The sequence below is a fragment of the Sphaerisporangium sp. NPDC051017 genome (genome assembly GCF_040683095.1).
Taxonomy (GTDB): domain Bacteria; phylum Actinomycetota; class Actinomycetes; order Streptosporangiales; family Streptosporangiaceae; genus Sphaerisporangium.
This window is the reverse complement of the sequence record NZ_JBFBCI010000102.1, coordinates 1-18427: the sequence shown is the minus strand read 5'-3', so window position 1 is coordinate 18427 and position 18427 is coordinate 1. Positions and strand designations below refer to the sequence as shown.

Sequence of the window (18427 nt, the reverse complement as noted above, 5' to 3'; positions counted from 1 at the left end):
AGCGTCTGCTGCGTGACCCGCCGCGCCTGCGACACCTGATCACCGGTCGCCCGGAAGGTCTCCCGCCGAAACGTACGCACCCGCACCGCCTCGCCCGCCACGGGCGGGTTCGGCACAAGAGCCCAACCACTCGGCGACCCGATCAGCTCCGACACCGAACCGCACCCCTCCACGGACTCCGCCTGTCCCATGGTCATCACCCAGTCACCTCCAGATGCTCGGATTCCCTGCGGTCACAGCAGGTTGGATGGCAATCTCTACCGAGAGTGACGGGTCAACTACTACGGTGCAACCACAATCCAAAAACTCTAGGAAATCACACCTGATCTTGAGTGGTGACAGCACGGGATCGCCGATTCCGGCACATCACACAAGACCAGGACGATCTAGGACTAGCAGAAGGGCTAAGGGCAATGCCTCAACAGACAAACCCCACAATCCGGCAACGCAGGCTCGCCGCGGAGTTGGAGCGTCTCCGTGAGGCGGCCGGCCTCACCCGAGAAGAGATCGCCGAACGACTCGACTGGCATGCGACCAAAGTGTGGAGAGTCGAGAGCGGCCGCTCCGGCATCAGCACGGGCGACCTCAGGGACCTCCTCGACATCTACCAAGTCAACGGACCGCGGCGCGACGCCCTGATCGCGCTCGCCCGGCACGTCCGTCAGAAAGGCTGGTGGACCGAGTACCGCGACGTCCTCACCGGCTCCTATCTCGACCTCGAAGCCCAGGCCTCGATGATGCGGACTTACGAGCCACAGCTGATTCCCGGACTGCTCCAAACCGAGGCGTACGCACGCGCCGTGGTCCGCGCTGCCCTTGTCATGGACCCCAAGGAGGTCAGGCGGCGCACCGAAGCCCGCATGGCACGGCAACAGTTGTTGGCCGACGACCGCGACGGCCCCCGGCTGTGGGTCGTCCTCGAAGAAGTCGCCGTACAACGGCCAGTGGGCGAGGGCGACACGATGCGCGAACAACTGCAACGACTCATCGACATGAGCGAGCACCCGAGGGTCACAATCCAGGTCATCCGCACCTCGGCCGGCGCCCACCCCGGCCTGTCCGGCCCCTTCGTGCTACTGGACTTCCCGGCACCGGAGTTCTTCGCTCCCATCGTCTACCTGGAGACCGCAGCAAGCGGCCTATATCTGGAGGAGACTGAAGAAGTACTGCGTTATACGCTGATGTTTGACCACCTCCGGGCAATCGCCCTCGGACCAGCGGAGTCTGTCAAGTTCATCCAGTCAATCCAGTCCGGACTCGGGAGCCGAGAATGATCAGTGGCGACGATATCGACGTGTCACGTGCTACTTGGCGGAAGAGCAGCCGCAGCCAGGGCCAAGGCGAGAACTGCGTAGAGGTCGCCTGGATCGATCCGCACGTCGCGGTACGCGACTCCAAAACCGTCGACAGCAACATCTTGATCGTCCCCCAACGAGAGTGGACCGTCTTCATCGCGGAGATCAAGCGAGGATGACGACGCGGACGTACGTGTTGGACTGGTCGGCAATCTATGCCGAGCATGACCCACCCGTGTACATAGTGCGGGCAAATGACCTGGAGTCCGCCATCGACCAGGCGATCTTCCTGGCCGGCGCACACTACGCGGACGCGACCGAGGACTGGCAAACACCCGAAGACGTCGCAGAACCTCTGTGGGCAGTCGCAACATCCCATGGCGGCGACCTGTCCACCGCGATCGGGGAGGCGGCCCGTTACCTTCTCGAACTCCGGATCTACCCCAAGGGCGCGCACATGGTGCTCGTGGAGCAGAGTGCGCAGCACGGTGACTGGGTCGCGCTGGGCAGTGAGGACGGGGTGGTAGGCGGCCAACGTCACGTCCTGGACCCGCCAAGCGGCGGCCACCGCTTCGCCGCCCGGCAGAGCGCGGATGGCCCGGAATTCTCCGGCCAGGGCGCCCGGCAGATCGGTGGAGTTGAGAATCCAGCGTGCAGCGACCAGTACGACGCGGCGGTACCGGATACGGGGGACGTAGAGCAGTGTGCGGGCGGCGCCGAGGTTGAAGGGTTCAAGCACCGCGCTGCACGCGTGGCCCCGCCGCCCGGCCGCCCCCGCCGGCCCAATTGTGGCGACGAGACGGAGCCCGTGTGTAAGGTGGCCGTTTGCTCCTGTTTCTGTGGATAAGACGGCCTTGCCGACTGGTCCCTGCGATCCGGTGAGCCGCTACGACGCCTCCGAACGACGAGATTCCCGCGTCGCAAGGGTGTGGCCTCAGGAGCAGCGCTACCGCACCGAAACTACTCGAGTTCTCTCCTGCTACGCACCCACTGAGGGGTCGACAGGGTATCTGTACCTCAGTGCCCACTGGTGGGTCGGCATCACATAGAGCGTCACCTTGACAGGTCGATCATCGACGGTCCAGCCAATATGAACGATCTCATAAACACGCTGGTCCTCGGTCATCCGGAGAAAGTCGGCTTCCTGTGGCAGCGGGGGGCGTACAGCGATGCGCTCTTCGATCTCATGTTGGGCGTGACCGAGTTCGGCCAGGCGGCTACTGATTCCACCGACGCCGGAGTCCTCTTGCGCGATAGGAGTGCCCTGCGCAATAGCGATAGGAATATAGCTGGTCACTAGCTGAATCGGGACGTTTTGGGCGAACATCCGCCGAGCACGCACTATCACGCTCTTCTCGTCGGGATTCACTCCCAGAAGCTCAGCGACCAGCGCGGGCGGGTAACCCGGCTCAACAGTGTTGTCGGAGCGCAACTCGTAGCCAAGGTCGGCAAGTTCGGTCGCGAGCGCCCCCCTGCTCCCGCCGCGCTCACGACGTGCCCGGCTGTGCCGGACGGCGGCATCACGGAGCATGGGCGCCAGTTCGTGGACGATTGTGCCCACCCCTCTGTGGACTCGTACCAACCCCTCGGCACGCAGTATCTGGAGTGCCCGATTAACAGTGACACGGTTGACGTGCAGTTCGGCCGCCAGCTGGTCCTCGTTCGGCAGCAGCACCCCCCGCTGGTAGGTCCCGTCGGCGATGGCACTGCGGATCTTGTCCGCTGTCTCCCGGTATTGACTCATGCGGCTCAGCCTACCGACATCGATAGTACGTACTACCTACTCGTTGACGGCCGGACAGCAGTCGGTTGACTATGAAGTACGTAGTTCCAACTACGGAACCTCGCTCCACGGCCGGCCACCATCCTCCCCACACCCGCGATGCCATGCTCGCAGCGAAGCCGCAAGGGACGAATTCCAAGTTCAGCCCAACCCGCCGTCCAACCGGCCCTACGATCCGAACCACCGGAGAGGCATGACGATGCACCAGCTCATCGCAAGCCCATTCCTCGGCGACTACCTCGTGGTCAGGCCGGGCTTCCCGAACGGCATGAAGATTCCTCGCGACAAATACCTCTCTCTCACCCAAACCACCCCTGATGCGACGTGCCCAGCATGGCTCGCGAAGGCTGCACTTGAAAGCTGGGGTCTCGACATCGCCGACCGACCCCTCGCTCGCACTCTTCTTGTACGGTCCGAATCATCCTTTGGATTCGGCCGGGCCTCCTACGAGCTGAACCTGGGCTGCAATTACGACTGTGAGCACTGCTACCTCGGCTTGAAGCGGTTCGAGGGCCTGTCATGGCCGGATCGGGAACGGTTGCTGCACATCCTGCGGGATGCCGGGGTGCTCTGGCTTCAACTCACCGGCGGGGAGCCGATGATCGATCGACTCTTTTCCGAGGTCTACCAGCTCGCTGGCGAGTTGGGCATGCTGTGCACGATCCTCTCAAATGGGTCCCGCTTGTCCAGCCCCAAGATGCTCGACCTCCTGACCTCGCGACGACCGCACCGAATCACGCTCAGCGTGTACGGCGCAACGGCAGAGAGCTACGACGGGCTGACTCGCCGCAAGGGTGCCTTCCGGATGTTCATCAAGGGCCTCTACTCGGCCCACGAAGCGGGCCTTCCCCTTGCTCTGAGCATGATCGTTACGGAGCGCAATGCCCACGAAGTGGACCAGATGAAGGCACTCGCCGACAGCCTCGGCATCCCGATGGACGAGTACGTCAATATGGTGCCGACCATCTATGGCGGTGCCGAGACCCTACCGTCCCAGTCGGCCGCCCATCTGCGAAAACGACGGCCGTTCACGGGCTGCAACGCCGGACACACCTTCTTCCACGTCGACCCGCACGGCATGGCAAGCATCTGCAAGGTCGGACGCGACCCGCAGATTTCACTTATGGACGAAGGCGTGGACGGCCTTCGGGATCTAACCACAATCGCCGACGGGCTCGTGCTCCGCCAGGGCGGCTGCACCGGCTGCGCCCTGAGTGGCACGTGCGGCACGTGCATGCCGCTCGTGACGCTGTACCGCAAGGCCAAGGCCCCGCTGGCCACCTACTGCCAGCACAAGGAACGAAGGGAAACGACCACATGACCATAGACATCGCGATCACCCCCAGAGCCGTCCCACTCACCGAGGTGGAGCTGGTCCCAGACCTGGATGCGCTGTCCGAGTCGGACAAGTGCTCCTGCGCGGCCGGAGACGACAACCCATTCTGACCAAATCAGAACCGGCCCCGACGCGCTCTCGCGTTGGGGCCGGTCTGGCGCGTGGCACTTGCTACTGTGCCGGGCATGCGTTTTCGATGGGACTGGTTGAGCCCGGTGGTCTCTGTGCCGTACGTTCCCGCGCTCGGTCCCGTCCAGCCTGGCGCCGTGTCGGCAGACCTGTTCAACGCCATCGTGGACGTGGCGCATACGAGCCGGTTCCTGCCCTACGACAAGGACCGACGCTGGTTTCGCAACAAGGTCGAACGGGCCATGGTTCAGGAGATCATTCACACCGCGGACCGGACCGTGATCCCCACCCTGACTGATTCAGGGCGCCGCCTGATCAAGATTCACTACTACGCCTCGATGCCACCCGACGCGGCCGAAGTCACCGACTGGGCTCACCGATGGTGCGCCACTCATGGCGCAGCGAGCAGCCGGCTGCTCTGGTTTCAGCACGCCCCCCACGGAGCCCGCGGGCGGCTGATGCTCAAAACCTTCAGTGACCAGGACACGAGTAATGCAAGCCGGATCACGCAACTGCGCGACTGCGACGCCGCAGACAGCTTTGACGCCTTCGCACGACAACTCGGCGATGAGGGATTCGCCTTCCTCGATCGGCGCCTGAGAGCTGGACACAAGGACGGTCCTATCCTGGTCACGACTGAAAACAAGCGAATCGTCGGTGCCATCGGCCCAATGAGTACCCTGATCGACGCGAACGGCTCCACGATGCAACCGCCGCAGTACTTCGCGGTGCACCCGGACTATCGTCAGAAAGGGCACGGACGGGCACTCTGGCGCGCCGCCATGGCTTGGGGTAGAGACCATGGCGCTGAGTACAAGGTCCTTCAAGCCGCCTCCGGCAGCCCCGCAGAACGCCTCTACCTCTCCGAGGGCCTCACCACCCTGGGCTTCATCTGCACTCAGGACCTGGCCTCAACCACGATTGCGTAGCCGAGAACCACCCCCAGTCGGATCACACTCCTCGTTCCATGGGGGTTTGGGTGGTGCATCCTGGCCCGCGCGTGCGCGCGATTACTCAGCCCATCGTGGGCCAGGAGATCGTGACGAAACCGTGAGTCTTGTTGAGGACCGCCGCGCCTGCGGGCAACTGGGCGCGGTCGCTGCCGGTCGGCCAAAACGCGAAGGTGGGGGCCGGGCCACGCCGGGCCAGCCGGTCCCACGCCTGGATCTGCTCGACCATCGCGGCCGCGGCCGCCTCGCCGTGCGTCCCGTAGGCGCGCGCGCCGAACTCGACTCCGGCCCCCTCCAGGGCCGGGCGTACCGCGAGGTAGGCGAAAGAGTCGCCGCGCACGACGCCGAAAGGGAACCACTTCCCGCGCTCCCGGTCCAGCTCGGTTCCCTTGTCCACGGCCAATTTGCAAAAGCCGGGTAGGAAACCCGCGAACCAGAGGTGCAAGTCGGCGAACGATACCCCATGCTTAATCGTGACGCCGGACCACACAGCCGTCCGTTCGGTTGCCAGCACCCCATCAAGCAGGCTCGGATCATCCGGCACCCCGTCGTCGAACCGCAGTTTGACGTTGTGGCCCTGCGCGTCGGGGAGAAGCAAGACCCTCTCGGGATGCTCCCCCTCGCCCTGCATCGCGACGAACCCGCACACCTCAGCGGATGTACTTACCAGATGGTCTCGTTCTCGGCGGAAGGCGATCGAGCGGGTGATCCCGTTCATCCGCAGCGGCACGACCAGCCGCCCGTCCTTGGACAACTGGTCAAGCCACGCCGGCGGGATGTCCCACGCGCCGACCGTTACGATGATCGCGTCGAACAGCCCGGATTCAGGGATGCATTGCTCGGCGTCGGCCAGCACGACCGCGACCCGGCTACCGTACCCGGCGGCGTCCAGCAGGGCGCCGGCCCTGTCGGTAACCTCCGGGTCGATGTCCACGCTGACCACACGACCCTCAGGGCCGACGACTTCGGCCAGGAGCGCTGCGTTGTAGCCGCCCGATCCGATCTCCACCACACTCATGCCCGGCGCTAGCTCCGCCTGCTCGATCATCCGGGCCTGGATGAACGGCGCACTGATCGAGGAGATGACCACGCCATGCTCGTCGGTCTTGGTCGTCACCGAGTCGTCGGCGTTGTAGGCGACCTCCAGCGGAGTGCCGACCGGAACGAACTCGTGCCGCGGCACTGTGCGGAAGGCCCGCTCAACTACCGACGAGGTGATCATGCCGTTGGCGAGCAGCTTGTCCGTCAGGGCATTGCGGGTCGTCGCCGCTTGGTCGGAGTCTGCGGATATGTCAACCGTCTGCGTCATGCGGTACTCCCTGTCTGCTGGTTTGGCTGGCCCGACGGCTTCCAGGCCGTTATGCGCCCGCTGCCGTGATGCGGCCGCATGAGCGAATCGGTATTGAGCAGGAAGCCTCCCACCGCTCAGCTCCGACCGGAGGCGACGCGCGGTTCGACGTCAGGATCTTGGGACATTGCGGTCCAGGAGCGCGTGCAGCCGATTCTCGGCGGATGACACCGCCGCCGCCAGGTCGCGGTACAGAGGGGCGGGGATCGCCCCGGCTCCGAGCCCGGAAGCCTGGGCTAGCCGCACCAGATCTTGGTGTTGGCCGGCCGTCATCGCTAGGCGCAGCAGCGGGTGGGCGAGCGCATCCCGGGCGACGTAGGCGTCGCGTGCCGCTGCGGCGATCAGCTCCGCGCGCAGTTGGGAAAGCCGCGGGTCGCCAGGGAGGTCGGCGAGGTCGAGCGCGGTCATGCCGACGCGGGTACGGAAGACCGTTGTGGACGGGTCGGGCTGCTCGAGAAGCGCGAGTACGGCGGTGAGCATCGCCGCGACCTGCCGACCGGCCTCGGCTCCGGCTGTGCGCCGGCAGAAGACCCGTAGCAGGCTCTGAACCGCCCGCTCCCAGGGTTCGGTGACCGTGCTCTGCTCGACCAGCGCGGCGGCCTGGTCTGTCTGTTCGTCCTGCGCCAGCGCGAGAATGGTAACTTGTCGGCCGTCGAGCAGCCGCATACCAACACCCTGGTGGGCTGCAGTGCGTTCGGCGGCTTCCCGCCAGCGGCCCGCCAGCGCCAGGGCGCGAGCGCCGTCGGCCAGCAGCGCCGCCCATACCAGTGTGCAGATCGTCTTATGACCGTCCTCAGCGCAGGTGATGTCCCCAAGGCTGATGGATCGCCCGTCGATCACGGCATTGGTCTGGTCGCGCGCGGCGTGATAGAGAGTCTCGAGCATCACGTAGGCGCCCTCGCCGTCGCCCTCTCGGATCAGCTGGCGGGGAAGGTTCAGTAGCGGCTGCACGGCCAGTTTCGCGGCCGAGGCGGGCAGTGGTCGCGCCTGGTCGAACACCTCGTGCTGCCGCCAGCATAGGGCGCGGGCGAGATCCGGTAGACTGCAGTCTGAGGCGATCAGTGCCGCCATGTTGCACACCTCGGCCGCCGAGGTGATCCGGTCGTCGCCGTGGCCGAGTTGCGCGGCCAAGTCCCGCAACTGTCTGACCCGGGCCTCAAGTGGCAGCGCTGGGGGGCGCGGGCGCGGCACCAGCGGAAGCCACGCGAGCGTGATGCCGGCTGTCAGGTGTCTGCTGGTGCTGTGCATGGCTGGCCTCCTTGCTGGGTCTTATGCTCCGCTGCGTGCTCGCACCCGAACACCACGGCTTTAGCGGTGTTGGCCAGGACGGCTTGAGGCGAGTAGGGCAGGCCGAACCGGTTCCAAGCGAAGATGATGTGGTGGGCCAGGATGGCGCGCAGCCCGCGGTGCAGTAGCCCGTTGGCTGCGAGGTCGGCCAATTCCCGACCGGCGGCGGCAAAAGCTTGTATCCATCCGGCTGCGGAGGCGAGGGGCGCACCTTCGCGTGTGAGGATCGCCGTGTCCACGCTCATCAGCCGTCGCAGATCGGTCTCCAGTGAGTGGAGTCTGTCCGTAGGCATCATGTGGGGTAGTTCACGGTGGTCGGCCACTCGAGCCCACACGTCCCCCTGCTCGTACCAGTCCAGTCCGGCCGTGCGCAGCAAGGCGCTGCAGAGCACGATCGACAGTTCGCGGCGATGCCCGTCGCCTGGCAGGCACTCGGTCTCGGCGAGATAGGCGAGCATGTATCGGCAGTCGAGATGGAAGAGGCGGTGGGCGGACGCCATGCCCTCGGCGCCACCGAATGCGTGCGTTTCGGGCTCGTAGACGACCTCCTTCAAATCTTCGACGTACTGTTTGCTCCTGAGCTCCTCAAGATGGCGGTGGATGTAGGACTGCGCATGAGAAGGGTCTCCGCCGGGCAGATAACGCACCCGCCAGCAGGGCGCTTTGCGGATGAAGAACCAGGACGTGACGAGTCCTTCGGACTCCGCCACTGTCAGCAGCGGAGCGAGATGGGCCAAGGCGGCGTGCTCGGCACCGGTCCAGGTGGGGAAGGTGACGTTGACCTGGCGCCACGGGCAGGGGTCCATTCGAGTTGGCTCCATCGTGATCAGGCCAGTAGGAGAAAGGTGTCCCAGCCCGTTGCGGGCGCGGCACCGATGCCGACGGTGTGCAGGGCAAGCGCGGCCCCCGCAGCGCCGTCCAGGAGTTCGGGATCAGGCAGGGGGTGGGACAGTTGCGCGGCGAGCCGAGCGGTCAGCCGGGGTAGTTCGGCGCCGATATCGGGGGATCGGGAGTCGGTAGCCATCCGCCACGCGGCTTGGAGCAGCCCGGCCATTCCGTGGCACAGTCCGATCTCGGGGAGCAGATCCAGCTGCTCGGGATCGCGCAGCGTCGCGAGCATCGCGTTCTCAGCGGCCTGCTGACGCGCGGCGTCCCCGAGTGCCATACCCGCCAGTTGCTGAGCACGTGCGGTGCCGCTGATCCCGTAGCACCATGAGGGCCGAGGCCGTAGCGTCGGCTCGACGCGCTGTTCGCGGACCTGGTCGACGGTGATGAGTCCCGGCCACCATGGACCCGCGTCGTCCTGCTGGCGCCACAGATCGGTCCACGCGCAGATCCGTTCGATTGCTTCGTCGGCGCCGGCCACCGGCAGGTTGCGCAGCAACGCCAGCGAGAGCAGGGCCAGGACCGAGCCGATGCCGTGGGCGAGGCCGAAGTTCCCGTGTCCGTGTGGGTAATCCGGGCTCGGCTCGCCGTTGGGCGAGACGTCCGTCCACCAAGGTGGAAGCTCGCCTCCTGCGGGCAGCGGTTCGGTCAGGCGCACCATGTAGGACAGCGTGTCGCTGGTGATTTGGTGGTCCGGGTGGCGTCCCAGATGGTGGGCGCCCAGGCCCGCCAGCCCGCGGATCAGGTCGAACTCCTTCATCGTGGGTCGTTCGCCTCGATCGATGCGCGCGTGAGCCACGGCCAGGCGCGTGCGGGTGACCGCAATGGCGGCTTCGTCCAGGCTGGCCAGGGCGCGCCGGTATCTACCCGACGGGCCGGCGGCCGCGTGTGTGACGAAGGCCAGGGCCGGGGCACCGAAGAACAAGCCCGCGTTGGCCGCCGCGGTCAACGCGCCGGAGGCGGCCACCGAAAGCCACGTTTGCGCGGTATCCCAATGGCCGTGGCCGGAGCGAGCGCGTTCGATGTGCAGCAGGGCGATGCCCGCCGCGCCACCGGCCAGCGACTGCGGCCACGCCCGCCCCCTGGTCGGCGGTGTGGTGCTCCAGGCGGCCCGCGGGTCGGACAGCCTTGCCGCGATGGAGCTGGCCACGGCCAGCGCATCCGGGTCGGGGCTGTTCATGATCCACCCTTCGCTCGCGCAGCCCAACTCAAGGCGGCGGCACGGGCCAAGTGCAGGCACGCGCGCTCGTCTTGCAGGTCGGTTCCGGACATACGGACATGGTGGAGATGCAGGAGATCGGGCAGCAGGAGGGTTGCGCGGGTCGTCCCGGTCTCCTCGAGCACGGTGCGGTAGGCGGCCAGCGCCTTCCGCCGCCGTGCCCAGCACGAGACGACGTGCCCCCCTCCGGGTTGCGCGGTCAGGGCCCGCTGGTCGTTCGGGTTCGCCAGGGCTAGGGCTTGGTCGTAGAGCGCGCGGGCCGGAGCGGGGGACTGGGCCCGAGTGTGTTCGATCAGCCAGCTCATCGCCTCGGCGGCGTCTCCGATTAGGGCGATGGTGATGTCGAGCAGGCTCGCGGCGGTCAGGGCGCGTATGTCGGGGCCGTTTTTCTCGCCGCTGGCGGTCAGTTGCGCCAGAGCTGCGGCCGAGTCCGCGGCGAAGTACGACTCGGCCGTATCCATCGCCGCGCTGCCCCCGAAGCGTGCGGTCTCCGGGAAGTAGGTGTCCCATTGCACACGCGCGATCAGGCCGGTTCGGCGAAGACTTTGGCTCCAGGTGGCGATCCGAGCGGCGGTGGGCGCGAAACTGTCCGCTGGAACCGTCAGCCGCAGGCGCACGTGCTCATCGGGGTCGTGGTAGCGCAGGAACCACCACTGTGCCTGGTCGCCCAGCTCGCTGATCAGGTGCGGCAAGTGGCGGGTGAGGATGGCGTTTTGACGGTCGGGATGGCCGTAGAGCTTGAGGGAAAACCGCCCGTCGCAGCCGGGAAGGTGACCGTGGTCGCGGCCGACCGTGCCGCCTTCTTCCGGCCACAGTGGAGGGTTCGCTCGCCGACCAGTGGCGACCAGGGGCACGACGATCTCGTGGACGTGTCCGCCGATCCATCCCACCGCGTCGGCCTCGGGTGCGGCGCGCAGCAAGGCGGTTCCGGCACGCTCCACCCGCGCGCGCAGCAGCGCCCGGTGGGCGGGCTCAGACAGGTCCAGACCGATGCGTTGGTCGCCTTCGCCGAGGTAGATCCTCCGTGGGAGGGCCACCTGTTCCTGCCATGCGGCCAGGGCGCTGTCCCACTCCGGCCAGCGGGCTGTGGGTCCGGGCAGGTCGGCGCTCGTGAGCAGCCAGCGGGCCGGGGACAGGATTGTACGTCCATAGCGCAGCGCTGGGAGGAACGGCAGGCTGGCCGCAACCCCCCAGTCGAACGAGGCGCACGGAACGCTCAGCGCACTGGTGGCCTCAACGAGGAACCGCACCAGCGGGTGCGTGTGGTTGACCAGCTCCACCGCGTTGAGCATCACCGGCTCCACAGGTCGGCACCGCGAGCGCGAGACCAGGCAGATCCGGTGCGCGTCCGCGGTGACGGCGATGTCCTCCAGTGCTATCCGGCCCTCGACACCGTCGTCGTGGTACTCGCCCAGAGGGAGCAGGTGCTCCATCACCTGAGGGGCGCGGGCGACATTCTCGGTATTTGTATACGGAGTGAAGGCGGAGATCTGCACCGTGAGCGCGTTCCGGTTCACGGTGGGCAGGTTCGCGTACAGCGCGCACATCCGCTCTCGGTCTTTGTCGTCGAACAGGTCTAGGAATCGCCCGGTCGTGGTGCCGGCTGCGCGCGATACTCCGACGATCGCAAGCGTGAATTCCCCTTGGCCCAGGGACCGCGTGCTTGAGGCGTGGACGCGCACGGTCAGTTCGGTGGTGGGCTGGATATGCGCCTCAGGGGCGAAGGCCGCAAGATTCGCGACCATTGCCTCATCCAGCAAGATCTCGCGCTGGCGAAGCAGCGCGGCCTTCTGCGCCAGCATCAGCAGTTTCACGTCTCGATCGGTTAGCGCACCGCCGGGAGGCGTAGAAGCCCCGCCGAGGTAGCCGACCGGATAGCCGAGTCCGATGTCGGCGTCGACGGCATCGAGGACGGGGACCAGGGCGCGTGGGCCGTAGCGTTCCAGGAAGCGGCCATGCCACGCGACCCACCCGGGGCTTAGGTTCTGGCGAGGGGCCAGACGCACGAGCACGCCCGCTGCCTTCGCTGCCTCGGCCGCCACCGCGTGCGGGACCGCAAGATGCCAGTCCATCCGCAGATCGACCGCAAGTTCGGGCCCGGGAGTGGGGCAGATGATAGCCATCGCGCTAGCGAGGCGAGCGCGATGCTCGGCCGCGATGGCCGAAGCGGGCGCAATGTTGTGCTGGAACAATCCGTGGGCGATATCGCGCAGACCTTTGACAGTGCCGGCCACCTCGGCCACCTCCCCTGCCGCCACCGCCTGGAGCTCGCCCACGAGATAGCCAAGGGGATCGCTCACCGTCATCGCAGGGCGCAAGTTCGTGACGAGGAGGCGCTGCGCCACCATGTCCGCCAGGAGCGCGTCGATGACGTCGGCGGGAACGCCGGGGAAGTCGGCCGCGAGCTTCTCAGCCAGATCCCCCAGCAGGATTGGGTCGCATGTCAGCCTCACCGCCGCGCGCACCGGCCTGGTGGCGCGCACGCGCACATGCGTGGGCGCGCCGCCATAGCTCCCATTGGAGCGGTGCTCCAGCACCAGATGGCCGTCACGCTCGAACGCCATGTTGTTGGCCAGGACCTTCAGGCGCGGCAGGAGCGCCGGTTCGGCTTCCAGTCGTTCGATCACTGTCGTGAGCCATCCGGCCTCGACCTTGGCGATAGCGCGATGCGTTCTGCCGACACGAGTTGCGGGCAGGGGGGTGATACGGGCTGGGGCGACCCCCGCGAACAGGCCGAACGGCGTTGCGCGTCCCGAGGCGCGAAGCAGGTAGCGCATGACCGAGAGAACCGCGCGGCGTACAGTGGGGCCGGGCACCTCCCGGTCGCTGCAGATCTCGCGCACGCGGCAGGCCAGGACCGGGCTGGCCTGCTCCAGGGCGGCCGCGAAGTCAGGTATCTGCATAGTCTGCCGCAGCCACGGGCGCCAGGATGCTGGGCTGGCTGCCTGCCCGCTCAGGTCGGGCCACGGCCCCATCTCCCGGCCCGGCCGCCAAGCCGCCGCGCGCACCACCGCAGCATCGAGATACTGGTACAACTCCCCCTCCATAGACGGGCGGCGTCCGGCCAGATCGGCGAACCGCCGACCGGACGCCCGGGTTCAGATGATCGAGGCGCAGGTGGCGCCGTCTACGGGCAGGTGGACATGCAGGCGGACTGGCACGTCTGGCCGCAGCCGTCGTCGGTCATCCGGATGAGCTTGTCCGCAGCCGGGCCGGACTCGACGATGGAGACGTCCAAGTCCCACTCCCCGAAGTCCACCTCTTCCTGGTCCTGAGCGGGCTGCGCGAGCGCAGCTGGTGCCTTGTCGAACTGGATGGACACAAAGACCTCCCTTGTAGTGGTGCGGGTTCCCCGGCGCTCCCTTGAAGATCGCTCGGGAGCCCGGCGGCTTATGACCAGGAGATCGTGACTACCCCGTGCCGTTTGGTCACGAGCCCCTGGGACGGTTCGGTCGCACCGGCGGCCTTCGGGATATATCCGAGGCGCGCCGCGCCGCGGCGGCAGTGATCGCTCGCCCACCGCCGCAGCAAATCCACATACTGCGCCGCGACCGCCTCGGCCTCGGGTCCGTGGGCGAAGACTCCGCTCTCGAATCCGCCGGTCTCCTCGTTCGGCCGCTTCGTGCGGTAGGCGAAGCTGCCGCCCCTGATCAGGGCAGGCACACCCTTAGCTGCAGAAGGGGCGAAATAGCCTCGCTCCACGAGCTCTTCACTCGCGTGCAGCAGTGCGACCCGCGGCGCGCTGGTAACGAGGAACAGCTCCAGCTCGTCGGGCAGATCGAAGGCCGCGCCGGACCAGCGTTCCAGCCTCGGAGAGCGGAGCGCCTCCCGTAGCGCCTCGACGTCGAACTGCTGGGACTCGTCGTCGACCCGCAGCGCGACGCCTTCGTCGAGCGTGACGATCCGCTCGCTGTGAGAGCCGGATCCCTGCATGGGTACGAAGCCGGACAGACGGTAGCTGTGGCTCGCCAAGCCTAGACTGTCACGGTCGAAGGCGACTGAGCGTGTCAGCCCTCTCATTCGCAGCGGGACGACGATCCTGCCGCGCGCAGAAAGCTGATCGACCCATGCCGGCGGGATGTCCCAGGCCCCGGCCGTGACGATGATCCGGTCATAGGGTGCGCCCTCGGGCACGCCGTTCTCGGCATCGGCCAACACCACCTTGACACGGTCGTAGCCGGCTGCGTCGAGGCAGGTGCGGGCGCGGGCGACGATCTCCGGGTCAATGTCGACCGAGGTGACCTTTCCGCCATCACCGACGAGCTCTTGAATCAGGGCGGCGTTGTAACCACCCGAGCCGATCTCCAGAACCCGCATACCGGGTTCGATCTCAGCCTGCTCCAACATCACCGCCTGGATGTGGGTGGCCGAAAGAGAGCTGATGGCCGCGCCGTTGAGGCCGCGTTTGATCACCAGCGCATTGTTCGCGGCATACGCCGCCTCCAGCGGTTCCCCAACAGCGAACAGGTGTCTGGGCACGGCGGCAATGGCCGCGGCCACGCGTTCGGACGTGATCGCGTCCATGTCGCGAAGCGCGCCCACCATGGCCGCCCGCAGCGAGGCTGCGGCGTCCTGGACGCTGGAATCTCGGACTGTAGTCATGCGGTCACCCTATTCAGTCGGGGTGGCCGATCAATCGGCCTTTTGCGCCTCACCGGGATAAAGGAGCCGTAGGCCATCAATCAGCCAGCGTCTACGCCAATGGGCGCTCATTCATAGACAGCAGGAAGTTCGATTACCGTGAAATATGATTCTGAGGAATAGCGGGTTCACCTCCCCAAGTGGGAGTGGTCTGACATATGGCGCGACCTTTCACGGGTGCTCTCGTACGGATCGACCCGCCCGAGACCTCATGGCTGTTCGCCCCCTGGGGACGGATAAACCCGAGCCGAGATCGGCTGACAGGCCGCCGCGAGAGTAACTATGGGCAACTTTGGTGGCTCACGGGGCGCATCTCCACGCGATCGAGAGGCTCGCCAGGCGTCGCATCGCCTTGCCAGCTTCCACTCTTCTAACCTTGACAACGCTTGTTAAGCATCGCTTGTATGTGGAGGTAGAGGCGACTCCCAAATCGGTTAACGTGTTGCTGCCGCGCTGACCTGGGAAGATGTTGAGGACACCGTCCTTGGGTCACCTGTTATGGTCAACAGATGAGCCCGACCATCACACCTGGAATGGTCACCATCACCGTAGCTCCAACGGGGACGAGTAGGACAAATCGTTCAGATGTCTGCTAATCGTGGAAATCGCGCCGGATCTGCCCAGGCTCGCCCGGCTCAACCGGACGTTCGTCAGACGGGCCGTAACAAGGCTCGGACGGCAGGGCTCCCGGGCCCTGTACCACGCGATCGTGACCGCCGCTATCAGGAGCTCAGGGCTCGGGGCCTAAGCCCGGTGCAGATCGCGGCGGTATGGGAGAGCGAACATCCGGGCACCTCCCCACGTGTTTCGATGCGCTGGGCGCACAACCTCACCCAGCAGCAAGTAGCAGACCTGTGGAATGAGCTCGATCCTGGGACGGCCACGATGACCAAATCCCGGATCTATCAATATGAACGCTGGCCCACCGCCACCAATGGCCGTCGGCCCAGCGTGAAGAGCCTGAGCATGCTAGCGCGTATCTATCAGACGACAGCCCGGCGGCTGCTCACCGACGAGGAATATGCTCGCTACGATGCATCAGCCCGAGCCGAACTGGATACGATAGACCATCGAGATTTCGACACGAAATTCCGGTCTCACGCGTGTCGACATCTCACAGCGAGTGGTGCTGCCATCCCTGACGCTGGGGCGAGGAACCCGTCTTCTTCCGTGGTCGCCCCATCGTCGGTTACACCCATAGAAGGAATGCCGCGATCCGAAGAGTCATCAGGCTCGGATGCGGATTCAGAAAATGAAATCCTGGCAGCTGCTGCAGACGAATCGGCGGGCTTCGCGCGTGTAGTTGGCCAGACCAACATAGGTCCCACTGATCTGGACCAGCTGGAGGCCGACGTCCGGCACTTGGCTCGACGCTATCTCACAGAGCCTCTGGTTCCCCTCTTCCGAAAGATGTGCCGGATTCGCGACCTTACATTCTCCCTACTGAACGGGCGGCAATATCCGGAGCAGACTCGGCGTCTCTACGTGATCGCCGGACGGCTATGCGGCCTGCTCGCCAGCGTGTGCAGCGATCTTGGATACTACGATGCGGCTGATACCCATGCCCGTACAGCGTGGTTGTGCGCGGAACTATCCGGGGATGACAAGTTGCGCGCCTGGATACTTTCCACGCGGAGCCTTATCGCATTCTGGGATGGCCGTATTCAAGACGCTGTTCAGCACGCCGAGCACGGAATAAGTTTCAGTGCACATGGCATTGAACTAGTCCGGTTGCGAAGTCTGGAAGCGCGGGCTCGTGCCAAACTTGGCGATGAGGAACGTACTCGATCCGCCCTTCGGGCAGCCGAAGAAACCCGTCAGCATGTACAGGACGACCATCAGTATGAAGGTATGTTTGTTTTCTCACCGGGGAATCAGGAGCGTTGCGCAGGCAGCTCGTATCTATGGTTAGGCATTCCTGCCGCGAGCGTGACTTCTCTCGAGCGCGCCTTGGTGTATTTCCAGAGTGAAGTGCCGGCGATGGGAAACGAGCCATCGTACGCCCACACCATCGTGACTCGGCTGGACTTGGCGTTGGCGCACCTGAGAAATGGTGACTTGGATGGCGCGCTGGAGGTCGTCCGGCCGGTTATCGGGCTGCCACCTGATCTGCGACTGGCTGGCGTAGTGCGTCGCACGCATGTCCTGGGGCGGTTGCTTGCCACGCCGGCGCTGCGGTCGACCCCCCTAGCGCAGCAACTTGCCGAACAGATGGAAGATTTCGCCGTCCATAACGCGGCCCGACAACTAACAGCAGACGTGAGGAAGTCTCGTGAGCGTTCGCCATAATATTTCCATCACATTGACAGTGCTGGGATGCCGGACTCCCTATCCGAAGCCCGACCAACCATGTTCGGGATATCTCTTGCGAGCGGGAGCGACCGTCGTATGGGTCGATGCCGGCCCTGGTACCTTTGCCGAGCTCCAGCGACACGTGCGGCTGGCCGATATCGACGCCATCTGGATCAGCCATCTACACCCCGACCATTGCGCAGATCTGCTGTCCGCATGGAATGCCTACGTCAATACGCCCTCCCTTCCTTCCCCTACGGTCTTCGGACCGCCAGGCTGGCGTGAAAGGGTGGAGGCGATGCTAGGTCAGGACAGGGCAATCGAGAGGGTCTTCATCGCGCAGGAATTGCACGACGGAGATCTGGCACCGATCGGGCCCGTCGAGCTCTCCGCCTGGCAGGTCGAGCACAGCGTCCCGACTTTCGGGCTTCGAGCTCAGCACCGCGATCGGGTCTTCGCCTACTCTGCGGACTCAGGGCCCTGCTCGCGGCTGGCCGATATGGCCCAGAAGGCGCATGTACTTGTGATCGAGGCAGGTGCGAACACACCTCAGCCGCACCATTGCACACCGGAGGAGGCGGGTGACATCGCCACCGATTCACACGTGTCGAGCGTGATCCTGACCCACGTCGCACCTGACCTTGCGCCCCAGCACGCTCTCAAACGCTTGCAAACCCGTTTCGCCGGACCCGCTGACATCGCCCGACCAGGACTCACCATCCCGGTATGACACGCGCCCGCACAATCTTCGGATCCGGACGACTACATCTGAAATGACGCCCCAGGCGTGCCTTGGAGGGTAGGCCGCCAGTCGGACGGCTCAGTTCGGCGACCCGGTTACGAGGTAGGCACCAGGCTCCGAGTGCCGCAGGTCAGCTCAGGTGAAGGAGTTCTTCCAGCTCAACGATCCCGGCGATCGTTCCCCTGAACAATGAGACGGTCGGCATCCATGTCCCTGGTAGGCATGAACGACGCCTAAGCAGGATCTCCGTCGGAATCGACATCCGTTACCGGTGCCCTTCCCCTGACGGCCAGACCTGGACATCGTCCGGAGCACACGGTCTCGTGGCGCGATCGGCCTCTTCGTGAAGCCGACGGTGCTGCTCCTCGAAACCGAGGATCATCGCGAGCGCGACCTGCGAGTTCATTCTGACCAGGACGTTCGCGTGACCGGCCGGGTCAACGAAAGGCGAGATCACCAGGGGCGCGGGAATCCCGCGGCTCCCCAGCCAGTCCTCCATGCGTTTGCGAAGCTCGGAGGC

16 protein-coding genes and 1 pseudogene are annotated in these 18427 nt (G+C 65.6%); 7 read left to right on the top strand and 10 right to left on the bottom strand.

The window, feature by feature from the left end:
* The coding region (locus tag AB0M95_RS39340; protein ID WP_363776350.1) for a hypothetical protein at positions 1–197 on the bottom strand (197 nt) is incomplete at its 3' end.
* Positions 198–335: 138 nt separating this feature from the next.
* Between AB0M95_RS39340 and AB0M95_RS39335 the strand changes: the two genes are divergently transcribed.
* Together AB0M95_RS39335 and AB0M95_RS39330 are read left to right on the top strand one after the other, a co-directional pair.
* Positions 336–1274 (top strand): helix-turn-helix transcriptional regulator, encoded by a 939-nt coding sequence (locus AB0M95_RS39335; protein ID WP_363776347.1) that lies wholly within the window; start codon positions 336–338, stop codon positions 1272–1274.
* Between the two features lie 20 nt (positions 1275–1294).
* Positions 1295–1474 (top strand): DUF397 domain-containing protein, encoded by a 180-nt coding sequence (locus AB0M95_RS39330; protein WP_363776344.1) that lies wholly within the window; start codon positions 1295–1297, stop codon positions 1472–1474.
* Between the two features lie 485 nt (positions 1475–1959).
* Here the strand turns inward: AB0M95_RS39330 and AB0M95_RS39325 are convergent.
* Both AB0M95_RS39325 and AB0M95_RS39320 read right to left on the bottom strand, forming a co-directional pair.
* Positions 1960–2034 (bottom strand): annotated as a pseudogene (locus AB0M95_RS39325) (hypothetical protein); the annotation flags it as partial.
* 240 nt (positions 2035–2274) lie between these two features.
* Positions 2275–3039 carry a GntR family transcriptional regulator gene (locus AB0M95_RS39320; RefSeq protein WP_363776341.1) on the bottom strand — a complete coding sequence of 255 codons (765 nt, stop codon included), beginning with the start codon at positions 3037–3039 and terminating at the stop codon, positions 2275–2277.
* Between the two features lie 232 nt (positions 3040–3271).
* Here AB0M95_RS39320 and AB0M95_RS39315 point away from each other — a divergent pair, with 232 nt between their 5' ends.
* The 3 genes from AB0M95_RS39315 to AB0M95_RS39305 all read left to right on the top strand — a co-directional run bounded on the left by AB0M95_RS39315 (position 3272) and on the right by AB0M95_RS39305 (position 5472).
* Complete coding sequence (locus AB0M95_RS39315) at positions 3272–4399, top strand: radical SAM protein (RefSeq protein WP_363776338.1); 1128 nt, start codon at positions 3272–3274, stop codon at positions 4397–4399.
* Complete coding sequence (locus tag AB0M95_RS39310; protein ID WP_363776335.1) at positions 4396–4524, top strand: hypothetical protein; 129 nt, start codon at positions 4396–4398, stop codon at positions 4522–4524. The genes AB0M95_RS39315 and AB0M95_RS39310 overlap by 4 nt, the downstream gene beginning before the upstream one ends.
* Positions 4525–4680: 156 nt before the next feature.
* Positions 4681–5472 carry a GNAT family N-acetyltransferase gene (locus AB0M95_RS39305; protein ID WP_363776332.1) on the top strand — a complete coding sequence of 264 codons (792 nt, stop codon included), beginning with the start codon at positions 4681–4683 and terminating at the stop codon, positions 5470–5472.
* Between the two features lie 85 nt (positions 5473–5557).
* On the opposite strand, the gene fxlM (AB0M95_RS39300) is transcribed toward AB0M95_RS39305, so the two are convergent.
* The 7 genes from fxlM (AB0M95_RS39300) to fxlM (AB0M95_RS39270) form a co-directional block, all read right to left on the bottom strand.
* The gene (fxlM, locus tag AB0M95_RS39300) at positions 5558–6802 is read right to left on the bottom strand and encodes a methyltransferase, FxLD system (protein WP_363776329.1); all 1245 of its coding nucleotides are present in this window, start codon (positions 6800–6802) and stop codon (positions 5558–5560) included.
* A gap of 150 nt (positions 6803–6952) precedes the next feature.
* Positions 6953–8089, bottom strand: coding sequence for a hypothetical protein (locus AB0M95_RS39295; protein WP_363776326.1), 1137 nt, complete (start codon positions 8087–8089; stop codon positions 6953–6955).
* Positions 8065–8934: a thiopeptide-type bacteriocin biosynthesis protein gene (locus AB0M95_RS39290; RefSeq protein ID WP_363776323.1), complete on the bottom strand. Its 870-nt coding sequence runs from the start codon at positions 8932–8934 to the stop codon at positions 8065–8067. The genes AB0M95_RS39295 and AB0M95_RS39290 overlap by 25 nt, the downstream gene beginning before the upstream one ends.
* A gap of 20 nt (positions 8935–8954) precedes the next feature.
* A complete protein-coding gene (locus tag AB0M95_RS39285) occupies positions 8955–10193 on the bottom strand; it encodes a lanthionine synthetase C family protein (RefSeq protein WP_363776320.1) in 1239 nt (412 codons plus the stop codon).
* Complete coding sequence (locus AB0M95_RS39280) at positions 10190–13267, bottom strand: lantibiotic dehydratase (protein ID WP_363776317.1); 3078 nt, start codon at positions 13265–13267, stop codon at positions 10190–10192. The genes AB0M95_RS39285 and AB0M95_RS39280 overlap by 4 nt, the downstream gene beginning before the upstream one ends.
* Positions 13268–13359: 92 nt before the next feature.
* Positions 13360–13554, bottom strand: a complete 195-nt coding sequence (locus tag AB0M95_RS39275) for an FxLD family lanthipeptide (RefSeq protein WP_363776314.1) — start codon at positions 13552–13554, stop codon at positions 13360–13362.
* A gap of 68 nt (positions 13555–13622) precedes the next feature.
* A complete protein-coding gene (gene fxlM / locus AB0M95_RS39270; protein WP_363776311.1) occupies positions 13623–14834 on the bottom strand; it encodes a methyltransferase, FxLD system in 1212 nt (403 codons plus the stop codon).
* A gap of 792 nt (positions 14835–15626) precedes the next feature.
* Here fxlM (AB0M95_RS39270) and AB0M95_RS39265 point away from each other — a divergent pair.
* Both AB0M95_RS39265 and AB0M95_RS39260 read left to right on the top strand, forming a co-directional pair.
* The gene (locus AB0M95_RS39265; RefSeq protein WP_363776308.1) at positions 15627–17162 is read left to right on the top strand and encodes a hypothetical protein; all 1536 of its coding nucleotides are present in this window, start codon (positions 15627–15629) and stop codon (positions 17160–17162) included.
* Positions 17146–17895 carry an MBL fold metallo-hydrolase gene (locus AB0M95_RS39260; protein WP_363776305.1) on the top strand — a complete coding sequence of 250 codons (750 nt, stop codon included), beginning with the start codon at positions 17146–17148 and terminating at the stop codon, positions 17893–17895. The genes AB0M95_RS39265 and AB0M95_RS39260 overlap by 17 nt, the downstream gene beginning before the upstream one ends.
* The last annotated feature ends 532 nt before the right edge of the window (positions 17896–18427 follow it).